This is a genomic window from Streptomyces sp. NPDC058051 (assembly GCF_042885475.1).
In the GTDB taxonomy this organism is placed as follows: domain Bacteria; phylum Actinomycetota; class Actinomycetes; order Streptomycetales; family Streptomycetaceae; genus Streptomyces.
Genome location: NZ_JBHVRW010000001.1, coordinates 75,564 through 88,651, shown reverse-complemented (window position 1 = coordinate 88,651; position 13,088 = coordinate 75,564). Strand labels below are relative to the sequence as shown.

Annotated in this window: 14 protein-coding genes; 10 read left to right on the top strand and 4 right to left on the bottom strand. The window is 68.5% G+C overall.

Features of this window, described 5'->3' with window-relative positions; genetic code table 11:
• Window positions 1–2: 2 nt before the first annotated feature.
• Genes ACFVUT_RS00410 through ACFVUT_RS00395 form a run of 4 tightly spaced genes read left to right on the top strand, consistent with a single transcriptional unit; the run spans window position 3 to window position 1,857 of the window.
• On the top strand, window positions 3–440 hold the full coding sequence (locus ACFVUT_RS00410) for a gas vesicle protein (protein ID WP_389643553.1): 438 nt from the start codon (window positions 3–5) through the stop codon (window positions 438–440).
• Window positions 433–1,254 (top strand): GvpL/GvpF family gas vesicle protein, encoded by an 822-nt coding sequence (locus ACFVUT_RS00405; protein WP_389641887.1) that lies wholly within the window; start codon window positions 433–435, stop codon window positions 1,252–1,254. The genes ACFVUT_RS00410 and ACFVUT_RS00405 overlap by 8 nt, the downstream gene beginning before the upstream one ends.
• On the top strand, window positions 1,251–1,463 hold the full coding sequence (locus tag ACFVUT_RS00400; protein WP_389641884.1) for a gas vesicle protein: 213 nt from the start codon (window positions 1,251–1,253) through the stop codon (window positions 1,461–1,463). The genes ACFVUT_RS00405 and ACFVUT_RS00400 overlap by 4 nt, the downstream gene beginning before the upstream one ends.
• The gene (locus ACFVUT_RS00395) at window positions 1,453–1,857 is read left to right on the top strand and encodes a gas vesicle protein K (RefSeq protein ID WP_389641881.1); all 405 of its coding nucleotides are present in this window, start codon (window positions 1,453–1,455) and stop codon (window positions 1,855–1,857) included. Before ACFVUT_RS00400 ends, ACFVUT_RS00395 begins: the two co-directional genes overlap by 11 nt.
• Window positions 1,858–1,945: 88 nt before the next feature.
• On the opposite strand, the gene ACFVUT_RS00390 is transcribed toward ACFVUT_RS00395, so the two are convergent.
• The 4 genes from ACFVUT_RS00390 to ACFVUT_RS00375 form a co-directional block, all read right to left on the bottom strand.
• Entirely contained in the window at window positions 1,946–2,665 is a 720-nt protein-coding gene (locus ACFVUT_RS00390; protein ID WP_389641878.1) for a dienelactone hydrolase family protein, read from the bottom strand.
• A gap of 320 nt (window positions 2,666–2,985) precedes the next feature.
• Window positions 2,986–3,879, bottom strand: coding sequence for a sulfurtransferase (locus ACFVUT_RS00385; protein WP_389641875.1), 894 nt, complete (start codon window positions 3,877–3,879; stop codon window positions 2,986–2,988).
• On the bottom strand, window positions 3,876–4,310 hold the full coding sequence (locus ACFVUT_RS00380; RefSeq protein ID WP_389641872.1) for an OsmC family protein: 435 nt from the start codon (window positions 4,308–4,310) through the stop codon (window positions 3,876–3,878). Before ACFVUT_RS00380 ends, ACFVUT_RS00385 begins: the two co-directional genes overlap by 4 nt.
• A gap of 9 nt (window positions 4,311–4,319) precedes the next feature.
• The gene (locus ACFVUT_RS00375; RefSeq protein ID WP_389641869.1) at window positions 4,320–4,757 is read right to left on the bottom strand and encodes a hypothetical protein; all 438 of its coding nucleotides are present in this window, start codon (window positions 4,755–4,757) and stop codon (window positions 4,320–4,322) included.
• 362 nt (window positions 4,758–5,119) lie between these two features.
• On the opposite strand from ACFVUT_RS00375, the gene ACFVUT_RS00370 reads away from it, so the two are divergent.
• From ACFVUT_RS00370 to ACFVUT_RS00345, 6 genes are read left to right on the top strand one after another with little or no spacing between them, the layout of a single operon-like run.
• On the top strand, window positions 5,120–6,739 hold the full coding sequence (locus ACFVUT_RS00370; RefSeq protein ID WP_389641866.1) for an ABC transporter substrate-binding protein: 1,620 nt from the start codon (window positions 5,120–5,122) through the stop codon (window positions 6,737–6,739).
• Window positions 6,740–6,743: 4 nt separating this feature from the next.
• Complete coding sequence (locus ACFVUT_RS00365) at window positions 6,744–7,673, top strand: ABC transporter permease (RefSeq protein ID WP_389641863.1); 930 nt, start codon at window positions 6,744–6,746, stop codon at window positions 7,671–7,673.
• Window position 7,674: 1 nt separating this feature from the next.
• Window positions 7,675–8,586: an ABC transporter permease gene (locus tag ACFVUT_RS00360; protein WP_389641860.1), complete on the top strand. Its 912-nt coding sequence runs from the start codon at window positions 7,675–7,677 to the stop codon at window positions 8,584–8,586.
• Window positions 8,573–10,240 (top strand): dipeptide ABC transporter ATP-binding protein, encoded by a 1,668-nt coding sequence (locus ACFVUT_RS00355; RefSeq protein ID WP_389641857.1) that lies wholly within the window; start codon window positions 8,573–8,575, stop codon window positions 10,238–10,240. Before ACFVUT_RS00360 ends, ACFVUT_RS00355 begins: the two co-directional genes overlap by 14 nt.
• A 25-nt stretch (window positions 10,241–10,265) precedes the next feature.
• On the top strand, window positions 10,266–11,720 hold the full coding sequence (locus ACFVUT_RS00350; RefSeq protein ID WP_389641854.1) for an NtaA/DmoA family FMN-dependent monooxygenase: 1,455 nt from the start codon (window positions 10,266–10,268) through the stop codon (window positions 11,718–11,720).
• Window positions 11,717–13,084 (top strand): NtaA/DmoA family FMN-dependent monooxygenase, encoded by a 1,368-nt coding sequence (locus ACFVUT_RS00345; RefSeq protein WP_389641851.1) that lies wholly within the window; start codon window positions 11,717–11,719, stop codon window positions 13,082–13,084. The genes ACFVUT_RS00350 and ACFVUT_RS00345 overlap by 4 nt, the downstream gene beginning before the upstream one ends.
• Window positions 13,085–13,088: the final 4 nt, after the last annotated feature.

The following is a 13,088-nucleotide window of genomic DNA, read 5'->3' as shown; positions in this document are numbered from 1 at the left end:
CGATGGCCAACAGGCTCGGCTCCTATCCGTCAAGGGCGGCGCCGCCCTACGGCCAGGGCTCGTCCGCGAATCTCGCCGACATCCTTGAGCGTGTACTCGACAAAGGCATCGTCATCGCAGGCGACATTCAGATCAACCTGCTCGACATCGAGCTGTTGACCATCAAGCTCCGGCTGTTGGTCGCCTCCGTCGACAAGGCCAAGGAAATGGGTATCGACTGGTGGGAGCACGATCCGGCGCTCTCGTCCCGTGCCCGCGGAGAACGGTCCCTGGCGGACGAGAACAAGCGCCTCCGGGCGGAGATCGACGCGCTGCGGCGGGGCAAGGAACTTCCGGAGAGCGAGGCTGTCCCCGGAGCCGAAGCGGCACTCGACGGGGCCGGCGCGCGCGAGCGGGAACCCAGGGCCGGCCGTCGCGGAAAGAAGGCGCGCGATGACTGAGCGCGTCACCTACGCCTACGCGGTGGCCCGTCACACCGACGGGCTCGACGAGGTCGCCGCGGCACTCACCGGGGTGGCCGGCGCCCCGGTCCACCTCGTGCGGGGTACCCCCGGTGACGAGCTGGTGCTCGCGGTGAGCGAGGTGTCCTCCCAGGACTTCCAGGAGGACGCCCTCAAGCGCCACCTGGAGGATCTGGAGTGGCTGGAGGCGGTGGCCCGCGCCCACCACGGAGTGATCGAGGAGCTGGCCTCCCGCACCACGGTCCTCCCGCTGCGGCTCGCCACCGTGTACCTCGACGACGACCGGGCGCGACGCGTCCTGGACGCCGAGTGGAGCACCTTCGCGGACCGGCTGTCCCGACTGGCCGCGCACATCGAGTGGGGGGTCAAGATCTTCGTGGAGGCGTCCGACCGGCCCGCCCCGGCCGACGCCGGATCGGCAGCCGCGAACGACCTCGGCCCGGGGCGCTCCTACCTCCGGACCCGCAAGGCCCAACAGCATGTGCGCGACGACGAATACCGGGCGGCGCAGCGGGTTGCGGAGCGGGTCGAGGCCGCGGGACGCAGGCATGCCGCCGACCGTGCCAGGCACCGGGTGCAGCAGGGCGAGCTGGCCACTGCTCCGGGCGAGAACATCGTCAACGACGCCTATCTCGTGCCGCTCGACCGTGCCGAGGAGTTCCGCGCCGAGGTGAGCGGCGCCGCCGAGGGCGTTTGGGGGGTGCGGGTCGACATCACCGGCCCCTGGGCTCCGTACTCCTTCGCGATGCCGCCCGCCGCAGGCGACGACGCGGCGGAAGGCGCAGGTCCATGAGCACGCCCCGTGCCTCCTCACAGGTGGAGCCTCTGGCGAGCCGCCAGGTCGCACTCGTCGACCTGCTGGACCGGCTGCTCAGTGGCGGTGTGGTCCTGACCGGTGATGTGGTGCTCTCCATCGCCGACATCGACCTTGTGCGCATCTCGCTCCGCGCCCTGATCATGTCCATTCGTACACCGCCGCCCGGGAGTGCCCATGGCGAGTGAGGAGCCCAAGGACGTGGGGCGCCGGCTGGAGGAAGTCACGGACGCCGCGGCCCGCGCCTTCCGCCTGCTGCCGGCCGGCCCACATGAGGCCGCCCCCGCCGGGACCGGTCATCACCTGCCACACCGGATCAGCACCGATCCCGACCACGTGGAACGTGATCTGGTGAAACTCGTCCTCACTCTGGTCGAGTTGTTGCGCCAGCTCATGGAGCGGCAGGCGCTCCACCGGGTCGACCAAGGAGATCTCACCGAGGAGCAGGAGGAACGGCTGGGGGCGACGCTGCTGGTCCTCCACGACCGTATGAACGACCTCTGTGCCCAGCACGGACTGAGCATGGACGACCTCAACCTCGACCTCGGACCGCTGGGAACACTGCTGCCGCCCCCGGAATGAGTCGCCTCCCCTCCTCTGCCGCCTCCGAGATGGATGGGGTGTGGCCGGCCGATCGCCTACCGTCCGTCGCCGGCCTGACGGCCCGGCCTCACTTCAGGTGCCGGGCGAAGAACCGGTCCCCGTCGGCCACCTCGAACCACGGGGTGCCGGCGTGCCCGCCCATATTGGCGTGCAGCGTCTTCTCCTTGGTGCCGAAGGCGTCGAACAGATCCAGGGCCAGCTGCCGGTCGTTCCCCTCGTCGTCCCACTGCAGCAGGAACTGCAGCGGAATGGTGATCTGCCGGGCCTCCTCGCGCTGGGCGCGGGGCACGTAACCCCCGGCGAAGAAACCGGCGGCCGAGATGCGTGGTTCGACCAGCGCCAGCCGAATGCCGATGGCGGTCATCCCCGAGTACCCGACCGGGCCGCCGATCTCGGGCAGCGAAAGGAGGGCGTCCAGGGTGGTCCGCCATTCCGGGACCGCCTTTTCGACCAGCGGGACGATGAAGGACTCGAAGATCTCGTCGACCGGCTCGCCGGCCGCCATCGCCCGGCGGAGGTCGGCGCGGGCCTGCTCATCGACGGCGGATCGGGGCCGGTCGCCGTGCCCGGGGTGGTCGATGGCGGCCACCGCGTAGCCGTACGCCGCGGAGTGCCGGGCGCGGGCCACCAGCCGCGATTCCCGCTTGTGCAAGCCGCCGTTGTGGCCGATCAGGATCAGCGGGGCAGGTGCGGATCCAGGCGTCCACAGGATGCCGGGGATCTCGCCGAGGGTGAATTCGCGTGCGAGGACGCCGTCGTCGAGACGCTGTTCAGAAGTGAATTGCACGGTCGTGCCTTTCGGGAGTGCTCAGATACGGCGCTCCCGGACGACCTATCGTCCGACCGTGACCCCGGAGGGGAGCACCCATGTCACTACTGCGTTCACGGGTACCACCTCCTCGTTCTCTCGCACGGCCGCCGGAAGACTAGCAGTGGTCGCCGTGGCCCCGCCAACAGGCGGTCGATCGTCGTGGGCGCATACCGGGCACGGAGCGCCGGCCTGCCGGTCCTCGGGTTCACCGACCCCGGGGCATCTCCGCCCGCCCGAGTGCGCCGGCGCCGCGGATTCGAGGCCGTCCGCAGCCACCCCGCCGGGCGGTCTCCGCGTCACGCACAGTCGGTGTCGACGGCGGCGGACCGGCTCAGGGCAGTGCCCTGTTCGACGGGCAGAGAGGAATCACGCTCCCATGCGGACCAGGAGTCGACGAACAGGCCCACCTGCTGGCCCAGCAGGGCCCCGGCGAAGACCAGCAGGGAACTGGACACTCCGCCGCCACAGTAGGCACCGACCTCGTGGCCGCCGATCGCCCGACGGGACAGGAACCACTTGCGCAGTTCTGTCGGTGATCGGAGCAGCCCGTCGGGAGCGACGAGTTCGGTCGAGTGAGCGTGGATCGCGTGCGGAATGTGTCCGGTCCTCCGGTCGTCCACCACGCCGTTGTACGAAGCGGCCGGCCGTGAGTCGAGCAGGGTGCCGTAGCGCGAGATCTCCAGGACATCCGCGATCCCGAGGACGCGACGGCCGCCGTCGGGGGGAAGCACCGGTTCGAACGGGTCGTTGACCGCGGCAGGTGTCGGCGCTGCCCGGAGACGGGCCGTCGGGCCGCCCGCACGGACCCAGGCCGGCAGACCCCCGTCCAGGACACGCACCGAACGAAAACCCGCCCAGGTGAGGACGAACCACGCCCGGGTGGCCGATGACAACTCCTCGATCCGTCGGGTGTACAGCACGAGGTCGTCAGCAGGCCCGATCCCCCGGGCCAACAGGGTGGCGCGCACCGTGGTGCGGCTCGGCAGCGGCAGGTGACCACTGACCGCCGTTGGGGTACCGGCGAAGTCGGCCTTGACCGAGGTCCGGAACGCGCCGGGGATGCTGCCAGAGACCGGATCCACTCCTTCCGCCATCACCCGCCAGGGCATGACCTCGATGAACACCGACCGATGCCGCTCGGCGTACGCCGTCGCGGCGTCGACGACCCAGTCGGTCCTGGCCGGCGTCATCGCAGCGATCCCGAGGCATGCGGGACGAACACCACCGGAAGGCTCTCCTTGAGGGCGTTGTAGATGCGGCACCGCTTCTTGTACTCGGTGACGAGCACATCCGCGGTGATGTTGTCGACGCCGTCGATGAAGCACTCCATGATGAGAGTGCCCAGGTAGTCTCCTGCGGCCTTGCGCTCGATCCGGGCGAAGATCTCGACCTGACGCTCCGGCTGCCCGCTCTCGACGAAGTCCTGACGGAACGCGTTCAGGGCGCAGGAGACGAGCGAGGCGACGAGCAGGTCGAGTGAGCCGGCTTCCTCGCCCCGGCCTCCGCTGCGTACCGAGCCGTCCGACACGATCTCGAATCCGGGGCCGCCGATGACGTAGCGGCCGCGGACGTCGGTGGTCCGGCCGTGCAGATTACTGGTCACGGTTGTCTTGTCGTTCATCGCGGGATTCTAGGCGCGTGGCGAGTGGCCGATCACGGAGTCCGGGATCTGGACACCGGTCGTGGTCGCCACCCTCAGTTGATCCGCCAGCAGCGACACGACACGGGTGAGCGAGCGGTTGTCCTCCTGGAGGACGACGATCCGCTGTTCCAGCTCCTCGATCCTGGCGAGCAGCTCACGCTGGCCCGGTCTGCGCTGCTGGCGTCCGGCCGGGGGCGTGCGCGACTCCCCGCCGTCTCCGTGGCCCTCGGCGGATTCGTAGTCGTAGTCGTAACTGCCGTCGTCGTAGCGTGCGAGCCACTTGCGCAAGGACTGCGGGCCCACCTCGAACTCGGTGGCGACCTCGCGCACGATCGAGCGGTTCTGAGGCTCGTCGCGGCGCCGCTGCTGCACACGTTCGACCGCGCGCTGGCGGATCTCGTCGCTGTACTTCCTGTCAAACACCACGTCGGCTTCCCCGTTCAGAAGACTGCAACACTGCTGTCACGATACTTAAAGCGTACTCGTGCCACCATATCGACTACGAGATACCCGCACCTAGCAAGTATCGCGCCACTCTCCGGCGCACACTCCAGGCCAGGCCACACCTCAAGCCTGACCAGGGGAAATCCTGGTACGGGTAGTTGGCTGAGCAGAGCCGAACACGTTTTCGTCGCACAGGGCATGGAAGCTGCTTCGCAACTTCATATGCATCGAATACATAAATCAGAGAGAGATAGGCGCGCGGCTATGTAGCGCTGCCTGCTCGCCCATAGCAGTGCCATCACTGAGCGCTCGTCTCTGAGTCGATCGAAGGGAAACAACAGGTCGTGTCCAGTTCACGCCGGTGGCGCTGGCTCGCCGCAACGGCCGCCGCACTGTCGCTCCTTGTCACCGCCTGCTCGGGCAGTGACGGGCAGAGTGCGGCCGGAGCGAAGGTCGCCAAGAAGGACCGCTACGGAGGAACACTCAACATCGGTCTCAGCGCCGACCCCGGCGGTGTCGACTCCGCCGTCGTCAACCAGGTCTGGCGCACCGTCGCTCGCGCCCTGGCCGACTCGCTGGTGTTCTACAACCCCGAGACCAAGCAGGTCGAACCGTGGTTGGCCACGAGCTGGACCGTAAGCGATGACGCACGGCAGTACACGTTCAAGCTGCGTGACGACGTGACGTTCCACGACGGCACCAAGCTCACCGCGAAGGTCGTGAAGGCCAACCTGGAGAGCCTGAACCGGCCGGGCATCCACTCCAGCGCCAAGACCGTCGTGCAGGGCATCCGTACGATCAAGACGCCCTCGGAGCACGAGATCACCGTCGAGTTCGCCGAGCCGAACGCCGCCTTCCTGGTCTCGCTGTCGCGTGCGTACGTAGGCATCGTCTCGCAGAAGACGGCCGAGCTCCCGGTGGAGGAGCGACAGAAGTGGCTGGACGGCTCCGGCCCGTTCTACCTGGAGAAGTACGTCCCGAACCAGAGCATCGTGCTGAAGAAGCGTGATGACTACGACTGGGCGCCGAAGTACTTCGAGCACGACGGTCCGGCCTATCTCGACGAAGTCGTCTACAAGATCATTCCGGAGGACTCGGTCCGCAACGGCGCGGTCATCGGCGACGACGAGCTGCAGTTCATCTACTGGGTGAACGCGAAGTACCTTCCGCAGTTCAAGAGCGCCGGGCTGACCATCTCGAAGACGCTGAACCCGGCGACCGGGACCGAGCTTCCGGTGAACACGTCGTCGAAGTTCCTCAAGGACGTCCGTGTCCGGCAGGCTCTGCAGGTCGGAACCGACCGGGACGAGTTCGTCAAGATCGACTCGGGTGGTGTCGACCAGGCAGCGACAGGTCCGCTGAGCAAGGACAACCCCTACTACTCCGACCAGAGCGCGCTGCTGAAGTACGACCCGGAGCGGGCCAAGTCACTGCTCAAGCAGGCCGGTTGGACCAAGACCGGTTCCGACGGCATCCGTGTCGACGCCGACGGGAAAAGGCTGTCGCTGCGCGCGCCGGAGGACGACGCGGGCTGGCAGGTGCTCCAGGACCAGTGGAAGAAGCTGGGCATCGAGCTCGTCCTCGACCCACCGCTGCCCGCCGAGGCGAACGAGAAGCTGCTGAGCGGCGAGTACGACATCGCCTACTGGTACGCGTCGTCGCCCGACCCGGACGTACTGCGCGCCAACTACGGGACGACCACCGGGTCGAACCGCAGCTTCATCGCGGACGGCGACAAGAAGGGACAGGAGCTCGACCGGCTCCTCCAGGAACAGAACCAGACCATCGACCGGACCAAGCGTCAGAAGCTGGTCGACGAGGCCTCACGCATCCTCGTCGAGCAGGCCTACGACATCCCCGTGTCGAACGACGTCGACATCTGGGCCTACTCGCCCCGGCTGCACGACATCACACCCGTCGGCCTCGACCAGTACCTGATCAATGCCTGGCTCACGAAGAAGTAGACCGATGGCACGACACGGTCTTCGGCTCCTGTACGGCGTCATCGTGGTGTGGGGTGCGTTCACCGGAGCGTTCTTCCTCCTGTACATCGTGCCCGGTGACGCGGCGGGCGGTCTCACGGCAGGCGCCGACGGCGCCGACGTCAAGCAGCTCCTGGCCGAGCAGCGTGAGTTGCTCGGTCTCGACCGCCCGGTGTACGTGCAGTACTGGGACGCTCTGACCGGAGCCCTCCACGGCGACTTCGGCCAGAGCATCTACCAGCGCCGGCCTGCGGTGGAGGTGTACTTCGAATCCTTCCCCGAGACGCTGAAGCTGGCCTTCCTCGGCCTGCTGCTCGCCGTCGTCCTGGGAGTGACGCTGTCGGTGGTCATCGAACTGACCGACTGGAAGTGGGCGCGTGAACTGCTCATCTCACTGCCGCCCGTCGCGGTGTCCCTGCCGCCCTTCCTGGTCGGCCTGGTCCTGCTCCAGCTGTTCGCCTTCCAGTTGCACTGGATCAAAGCGGTCAGTGACCCAGGGTTCGGCGGACTGCTCATCGCCTCGGTGGCGCTCGCCGTCGCCGGAGGCGGCAGCATCTCCCAACTACTGACGGCCAACCTCCGCGGCGCTCTGACCTCACCGTACGTGGAGACCGCTCGCAACTGGGGGCTCAGCCAGTTCGACATCGTCGTCCGGCACGCCCTGAGGAACGCGGCACTGCCGGTCATCACGTCGCTGGGAACCACCGTCGGCGTGATGGTCGGTGGGACGGTGCTGACGGAGACGGTGTTCTCCCGGCTCGGCGTGGGACGGCTCGTGGTCGACGCGGTCAACGGACGGGACATGCCCGTCGTCCTGGTCGCGGTCACGATCAGTGCGGTGATCTTCGTCGTCGTCAACCTCGTCGTCGACGCGCTCTACCCGCTGCTCGACAAGCGGATCCGATGGGACGGGTGACATGACGGCTCTCGAAGTGAAGACGCATGGCACGCCGCCCCCCGAAGGGAAGGCGTCGACACGACCGCCCGCGCGCTCGCCGAGGCTGGGCGGCCCTCTGGCCGAACTGCTCCGCTCGCCCGGACTGCTCGCCGCGTACCTGTGGGTCGCCGTGATCCTGGCCGCCGCGATCCACCCCGGCCTGTTCGTGCCCGGCGACCCGCTCCGGCAGGACGCGTCGCACATGCTGCTGGAACCGAGCCTGGACCACCTGTTCGGCACCGACGACTTCGGCCGCGATCAGTTCACCCGCACCGTGTGGGGCACCCGGCTGTCGCTCCAGGCGGCCGTGATCGCCGTGCTCATCGGCCTGGTGAGCGGTTCGTTGCTCGGTCTCGCGGCCGGCGCGCTGCGCGGCAGGGTCGACAGCATCCTGATGCGGATCATCGACATCATGCTGGCCGTGCCGAGCCTGATCGTCTCACTCGCGATCATCTCCGCCCTGGGGCGCGGCACACTCAACATCGCCATCGCCATCGGCATCAACAGCACAGCGGGGTTCGCCCGTCTGATGCGGTCCGAGGTCCTCAAGGTGAGCAACGCCACGTATGTCGAGGCCTCGGTCTTCACCGGGCACGGCTACGTCTACCGGCTGTTCAGGCACGTCGTGCCGAACGCGTCCCGCTCGGTACTGGCCGCGGCCACGATGGACATCGGCACGGCGGTCCTGACCGTCGCCGCGCTGAGTTTCCTGGGGCTGGGCGCGCCCCCGCCGACGCCCGAGTGGGGCCTGCTCGTGGCCGAGGGCCGCACGTTCATCGGAGTCCAGTGGTGGCTGAGCCTGCTGCCCGGCCTGGTGATCGTGCTGACCGTGCTCGCGGTCTACCGCATCGGCAGATCGTTCAACCGAGGGAGGACCCGTGTCGTCGCCTGACCAGGGGAGGACCGCGCTGCTGAGTCTGCGCAACATCAGTGTCGAGTTCGCGCTGCCCGGCCGCGCCACGACCCCCGTTCTCGACGACGTGAGCCTCGACGTCCCGGCCGGATCGATCCGGGCCGTCGTCGGCGAGTCCGGCTCGGGCAAGTCCACCCTCGGCCGGGTCGTCACCGGCACCCTCGCCGAGAACGGGCGCGTCACCGCGGGCGAGGTGGCCCTCGACGGCCGTACCCTCACCGGGCTGTCCCCACGGCAGTACCGATCCGTCCGCGGCAAGGAGATCGGCTACATACCCCAGGACGCGCTGCTCGGCCTGAACCCCTTGATACCCGTAGGTGTCCAGGCCGGTGAACCGCTGCGCGCCCACGGCCTGGCGTCCCGCGCGGAGCGCCGCGAGCGGGTCATCGACCTCTTCGCGAAAGTGGGACTGCGCGACCCCGGAAATCTGTACTCGCGCTATCCGCACGAACTGTCCGGGGGGATGTGCCAGCGGGTGCTGATCGCCGCCGCGATGAGCACCCGGCCCCGGCTGCTGATCGCGGACGAGCCGACGACCGCGCTCGACGTGACGGTGCAGAAGACGATCCTCGACCTGCTGTCGAGCCTGGTGGAGACCGACGACCTCGGGATCCTGCTCATCACCCACGACCTCGGGGTCGCTGCCGAGCGGGCTGACGACATCGCCGTGGTGAAGGACGGGCGGATCGTGCGCAGCGGGCGGACCGACGACGTCGTTGCCGATCCCGGGAACCCGTACACGGAGAGTCTCCTGCGCTCCTCCTCGCTCGGGTTCTCCGGTCCGCGGGCTGCGACCGCACGACTGGAGTACTTCCGCACCGTGCCCGCGGGCTCCCCGGTGGTGGTGGAGGCCAAGGGAGTGGGCAAGACCTTCACGTCCCGTCGTGCCTCGGACACCGTCACGGCGGTGTCCGAGGCGACGTTCCAGGTGCGCAAGGGAACCACGCTGGGGATCGTCGGTGAATCGGGGTCGGGAAAAACCACCCTGGTACGTATCCTCGCCGGCCTGACCCCGGCCGACGCCGGCTCGGTCGAGATCGACGGCGAACCCGTCGTCCACCACCGGCGCGGCGCCGGGCAGGCCGGCCTCTACCGCAAGGTGCAGATGGTCTACCAGGACCCCTACGCGTCCCTGAACCCCCGGGCCACGGTCCGCGCCATCCTCGACGAGCCGCTCACCGGTCACCGCTACGGTTCCGCGCGGGAACGTGCGCGCAGGATCACTGAGCTCCTGGAGGTGACCGGGCTGCCCGCCTCGGTCGCCGACCGGTACACGGCCGAGCTGTCGGGTGGTCAGCGCCAGCGGGTGGCCATCGCGCGCGCGCTGGCACCACGACCGGACGTCGTCGTCCTGGACGAGCCGGTCTCCGCCCTCGATGTGACCGTGCGGCGCCAGATCCTCGACCTGCTCGATTCGCTGCAACGCGAGCTCGCCCTGACGTACGTCTTCATCTCGCACGACCTCGGCGTGATCGCGGAGGTCTCCGACGACATCGTCGTCCTGCACCACGGGCACATCGTCGAGCGCGGCCCCGCCCTCGGCATCCTCACCCGGCCACGGACCGACTACGTCAAGCAGCTCTTGGCGTCGATCCCCGGCGCGGCAGAGCCCAGCGCGGCCCTGCCCTCGTAAATCCGCGACAGACAAGGACCACACCATGCCCGAGCGACAGCTCCACCTGGGCTACATGCACTGGTTGAACGGCACACACTGGGGCGGCTGGCGACACCCGGACGCGCCCACGGCGCAGGCCTTCGAGCTGGAGTACGCGACCAAGGCGCTACGCCTGGTCGAGGACGCGAAGTTCGACTTCTTCTTCCTCGGGGACACGCTGCCCGGCGACATCGTCAAGGAACAGTGGATCACCACCCACAACACCGGACGCCTGGAGCCGTTCACCCTGGCCTCCCAGCTCGCCCTGCACTCCTCGAAGATCGGGCTCGTCGTCACGGCGCACCCCACGTTCTACGAGCCTTACATCCTGGCCCGGCTGACCGCCTCCCTCGACCACCTGAGCGGCGGGCGGCTGGCGTGGAACGTCGTGCTGGGCGCCTCCGACCTGGCAGCCCAGAACTTCAGCCTCCCGGACCTGGGCGGCGCCGCCCGCTACGAGCGTGCGGACGAGTTCATCGACGTCACCCAGCGGCTGTGGGACAGCATCGAGCAGGGCGCCTACCTCCAGGACAAGAAGCGCGGCCACTACATCGACGAATCCAAGGTCCACCGGCTCGACTGGGAGGGCCTGCACTTCCAGGTCTCCGGCACGCTGCCGCTCGAACGCCCGCCGCAGGGCCACATCCCGCTGCTGTACGCCGGCGCCTCCGAGCTCTCCCGGGAACTGACCGCGAAGTGGGCCGACGTCAACTTCACCGGCCCGGCCACACCCGAGGACTCGATCGCGTTCAACACCGACGTGCGGCGGCGGGCCGAGCGTCTGCGCGGACGCGTCGACCCGATCTTCTTCATGCCGGGCATCACCCCGCTGATCGCCGACACCCGCACGGAGGCAATCGACCTGTACGAGGAGCTGAACGCGCTGCTCCCGTACGACGACGACATCGTCGAGGGGGATCAGGACGAGGCGTTCTGGGCGGGCCCGGAGGGGGCCCGGATCGCCGCCGCCCCCTTCCCGCTTCCCAAGGGCGTGCGCAGCGTCCGCTCCCTGTCGGAGCGGGTCGGCACCGATCTGAGGCCGCTCGGCATCGACGGCACGGTCAAGCCGGACACCGCCGAGCAGTTCAACGCCTACGGCCGCAAGCTGCTGACGGCGCTCGCGGGGCGGACCGGCCGTAGCGTGGACAACGGCGGGGTCCGGGTCAGGGACGTGCTGGGGGCCGCCATCGCCGGGAACTTCCCCCTGGTCATCGGTACGGCCGAGCATGTCGCCGACATCCTCATCGACTGGTTCGACCGGGGTGCCGCCGAGGGATTCAACATCAGCTCGCCCTTCCTGTGGGGCCAGCTGGAGCGCTTCACGGGCGAGGTGGTGCCGATCCTCCAGGAGCGCGGTGTGCACCGCAGCGACTACACGACCGACACCTTCCGCGGCCACTTCGGTCTGGACGTCCCCTCGAACCGCTTCTCCGCCGAGAACGAGGAGGAGGTCGCATGAGCGCCCGACGCACACTCCGCCTCGGTCTCGCGGCCTACGGCACCGGCTGGGACCTGGACGCCTGGCGGCTGCCGGAAGCCACCAACTTCGGCCTGCGCGATCCGAGCGTCATCCTCGACATCGCCCGTACCGCGGAGCGCGGCAAGCTCGACTACGTCTTCGCGGGCAGCGCCCTCGGCAGCGAACCCGACCGCCTCAACCGGATCTTCCGCTGGGACAACTTCGTCTACGCCGGCCACGCCGCGGCGATCACGGAGAACCTCGGGTTCGTGATGTCGGTGAACTCCTCCTTCGAGCATCCCTACTCAGTCGCCCGGCAGTTGGCCACTCTGGACAACTTCAACCGGGGACGCACCGCGCTGAACGTCGTCTTCGGCATCGACCGCGACGGCGACCCGGTCCGCAACTACGGCAAGAACCCGGTTCCCACCGAGGAGACGAAGTACGCCCGCGCCCGGGAGTTCACCTCGGTCGTCAACCAGCTGCTGCACGACAGCTGGGACGACGACTTCCTGCTCGACGACAGGACGGGCGGCACCCTGGTGAAGCCCGGCTCCTGGCGCGAGATCGACTTCCACGGTGAACACTTCGACGTACGCGGCCCGTTGAACGTCCCACCGCCGGTACAGAGCCATATCCCGATCGTTCAGGTGGGGCTCTCCGAGGAATCCCTGCGCTACGGCGCCGACTTCGCGCAGGTGCGCTTCTCCCCGTATTTCGGGATCAGCCGCGGCAAGGAGGAGTACCGCAGGCTCAAGGAGCGTGTCGCAGCCAACGGGCGCGATCCGGAGAAGTTCAAGATCATCCCTGGGATCACCTTCTACCTCGCCGGCACCGTCCGGGAGGCGCAGGCGAAGTTCAACGAGATCAACGCCTTCCAGCTCACGGAGGCGCTGCCGGCGGCGTTCTCCGAGGCGCTCGGCGTCGACCTGTCGCGGGTCCGCGACAGTGAACGCGTGCTCGACGTCGTCGATGTCGAGGAGGTCGGCGACGACGCCCTCAAGCCGCTGATCAGCGACCGCGCACGCGAGGTGAGGAACGACCGCGAACTGCTGCGGCAGATCCTCGCCACCCGTATCGGCGAGGACGCGACCCTGCGCGAGTTGTACCACTACGTCCAGCGTGCCCGGCACGAACAGCAGCCGGCCGTCGTCGGTGACGCCCGGGCCGTCGCCGACTGGCTGGAGGAGAACTTCGAGGAGCGGGTCCTCGACGGCGTCCAGCTGTTTCCCCCGTACCACCGCGGACCGGCCGACCTGTTCGTCGACCTCGTCGTGCCGGAGTTGCAGCGCCGCGGCATCTTCCGGACCGAGTACGAGGCCTCGACCCTGCAGGGCCTGCTGGACACCGACGACGTCCATTGAGGAG

Excerpts from the sequence above, each read along its gene's own strand:
- ACFVUT_RS00410 (WP_389643553.1), top strand. The coding sequence starts at position 3 with ATGGCCAACAGGCTCGGCTCCTATCCGTCAAGGGCGGCGCCGCCCTAC.
- ACFVUT_RS00405 (WP_389641887.1), top strand. The coding sequence starts at position 433 with ATGACTGAGCGCGTCACCTACGCCTACGCGGTGGCCCGTCACACCGAC.
- ACFVUT_RS00400 (WP_389641884.1), top strand. The coding sequence starts at position 1,251 with ATGAGCACGCCCCGTGCCTCCTCACAGGTGGAGCCTCTGGCGAGCCGC.
- ACFVUT_RS00395 (WP_389641881.1), top strand. The coding sequence starts at position 1,453 with ATGGCGAGTGAGGAGCCCAAGGACGTGGGGCGCCGGCTGGAGGAAGTC.
- ACFVUT_RS00385 (WP_389641875.1), bottom strand. The coding sequence starts at position 3,879 with ATGACGCCGGCCAGGACCGACTGGGTCGTCGACGCCGCGACGGCGTAC.
- ACFVUT_RS00380 (WP_389641872.1), bottom strand. The coding sequence starts at position 4,310 with ATGAACGACAAGACAACCGTGACCAGTAATCTGCACGGCCGGACCACC.
- ACFVUT_RS00365 (WP_389641863.1), top strand. The coding sequence starts at position 6,744 with ATGGCACGACACGGTCTTCGGCTCCTGTACGGCGTCATCGTGGTGTGG.
- ACFVUT_RS00360 (WP_389641860.1), top strand. The coding sequence starts at position 7,675 with ATGACGGCTCTCGAAGTGAAGACGCATGGCACGCCGCCCCCCGAAGGG.
- ACFVUT_RS00350 (WP_389641854.1), top strand. The coding sequence starts at position 10,266 with ATGCCCGAGCGACAGCTCCACCTGGGCTACATGCACTGGTTGAACGGC.
- ACFVUT_RS00345 (WP_389641851.1), top strand. The coding sequence starts at position 11,717 with ATGAGCGCCCGACGCACACTCCGCCTCGGTCTCGCGGCCTACGGCACC.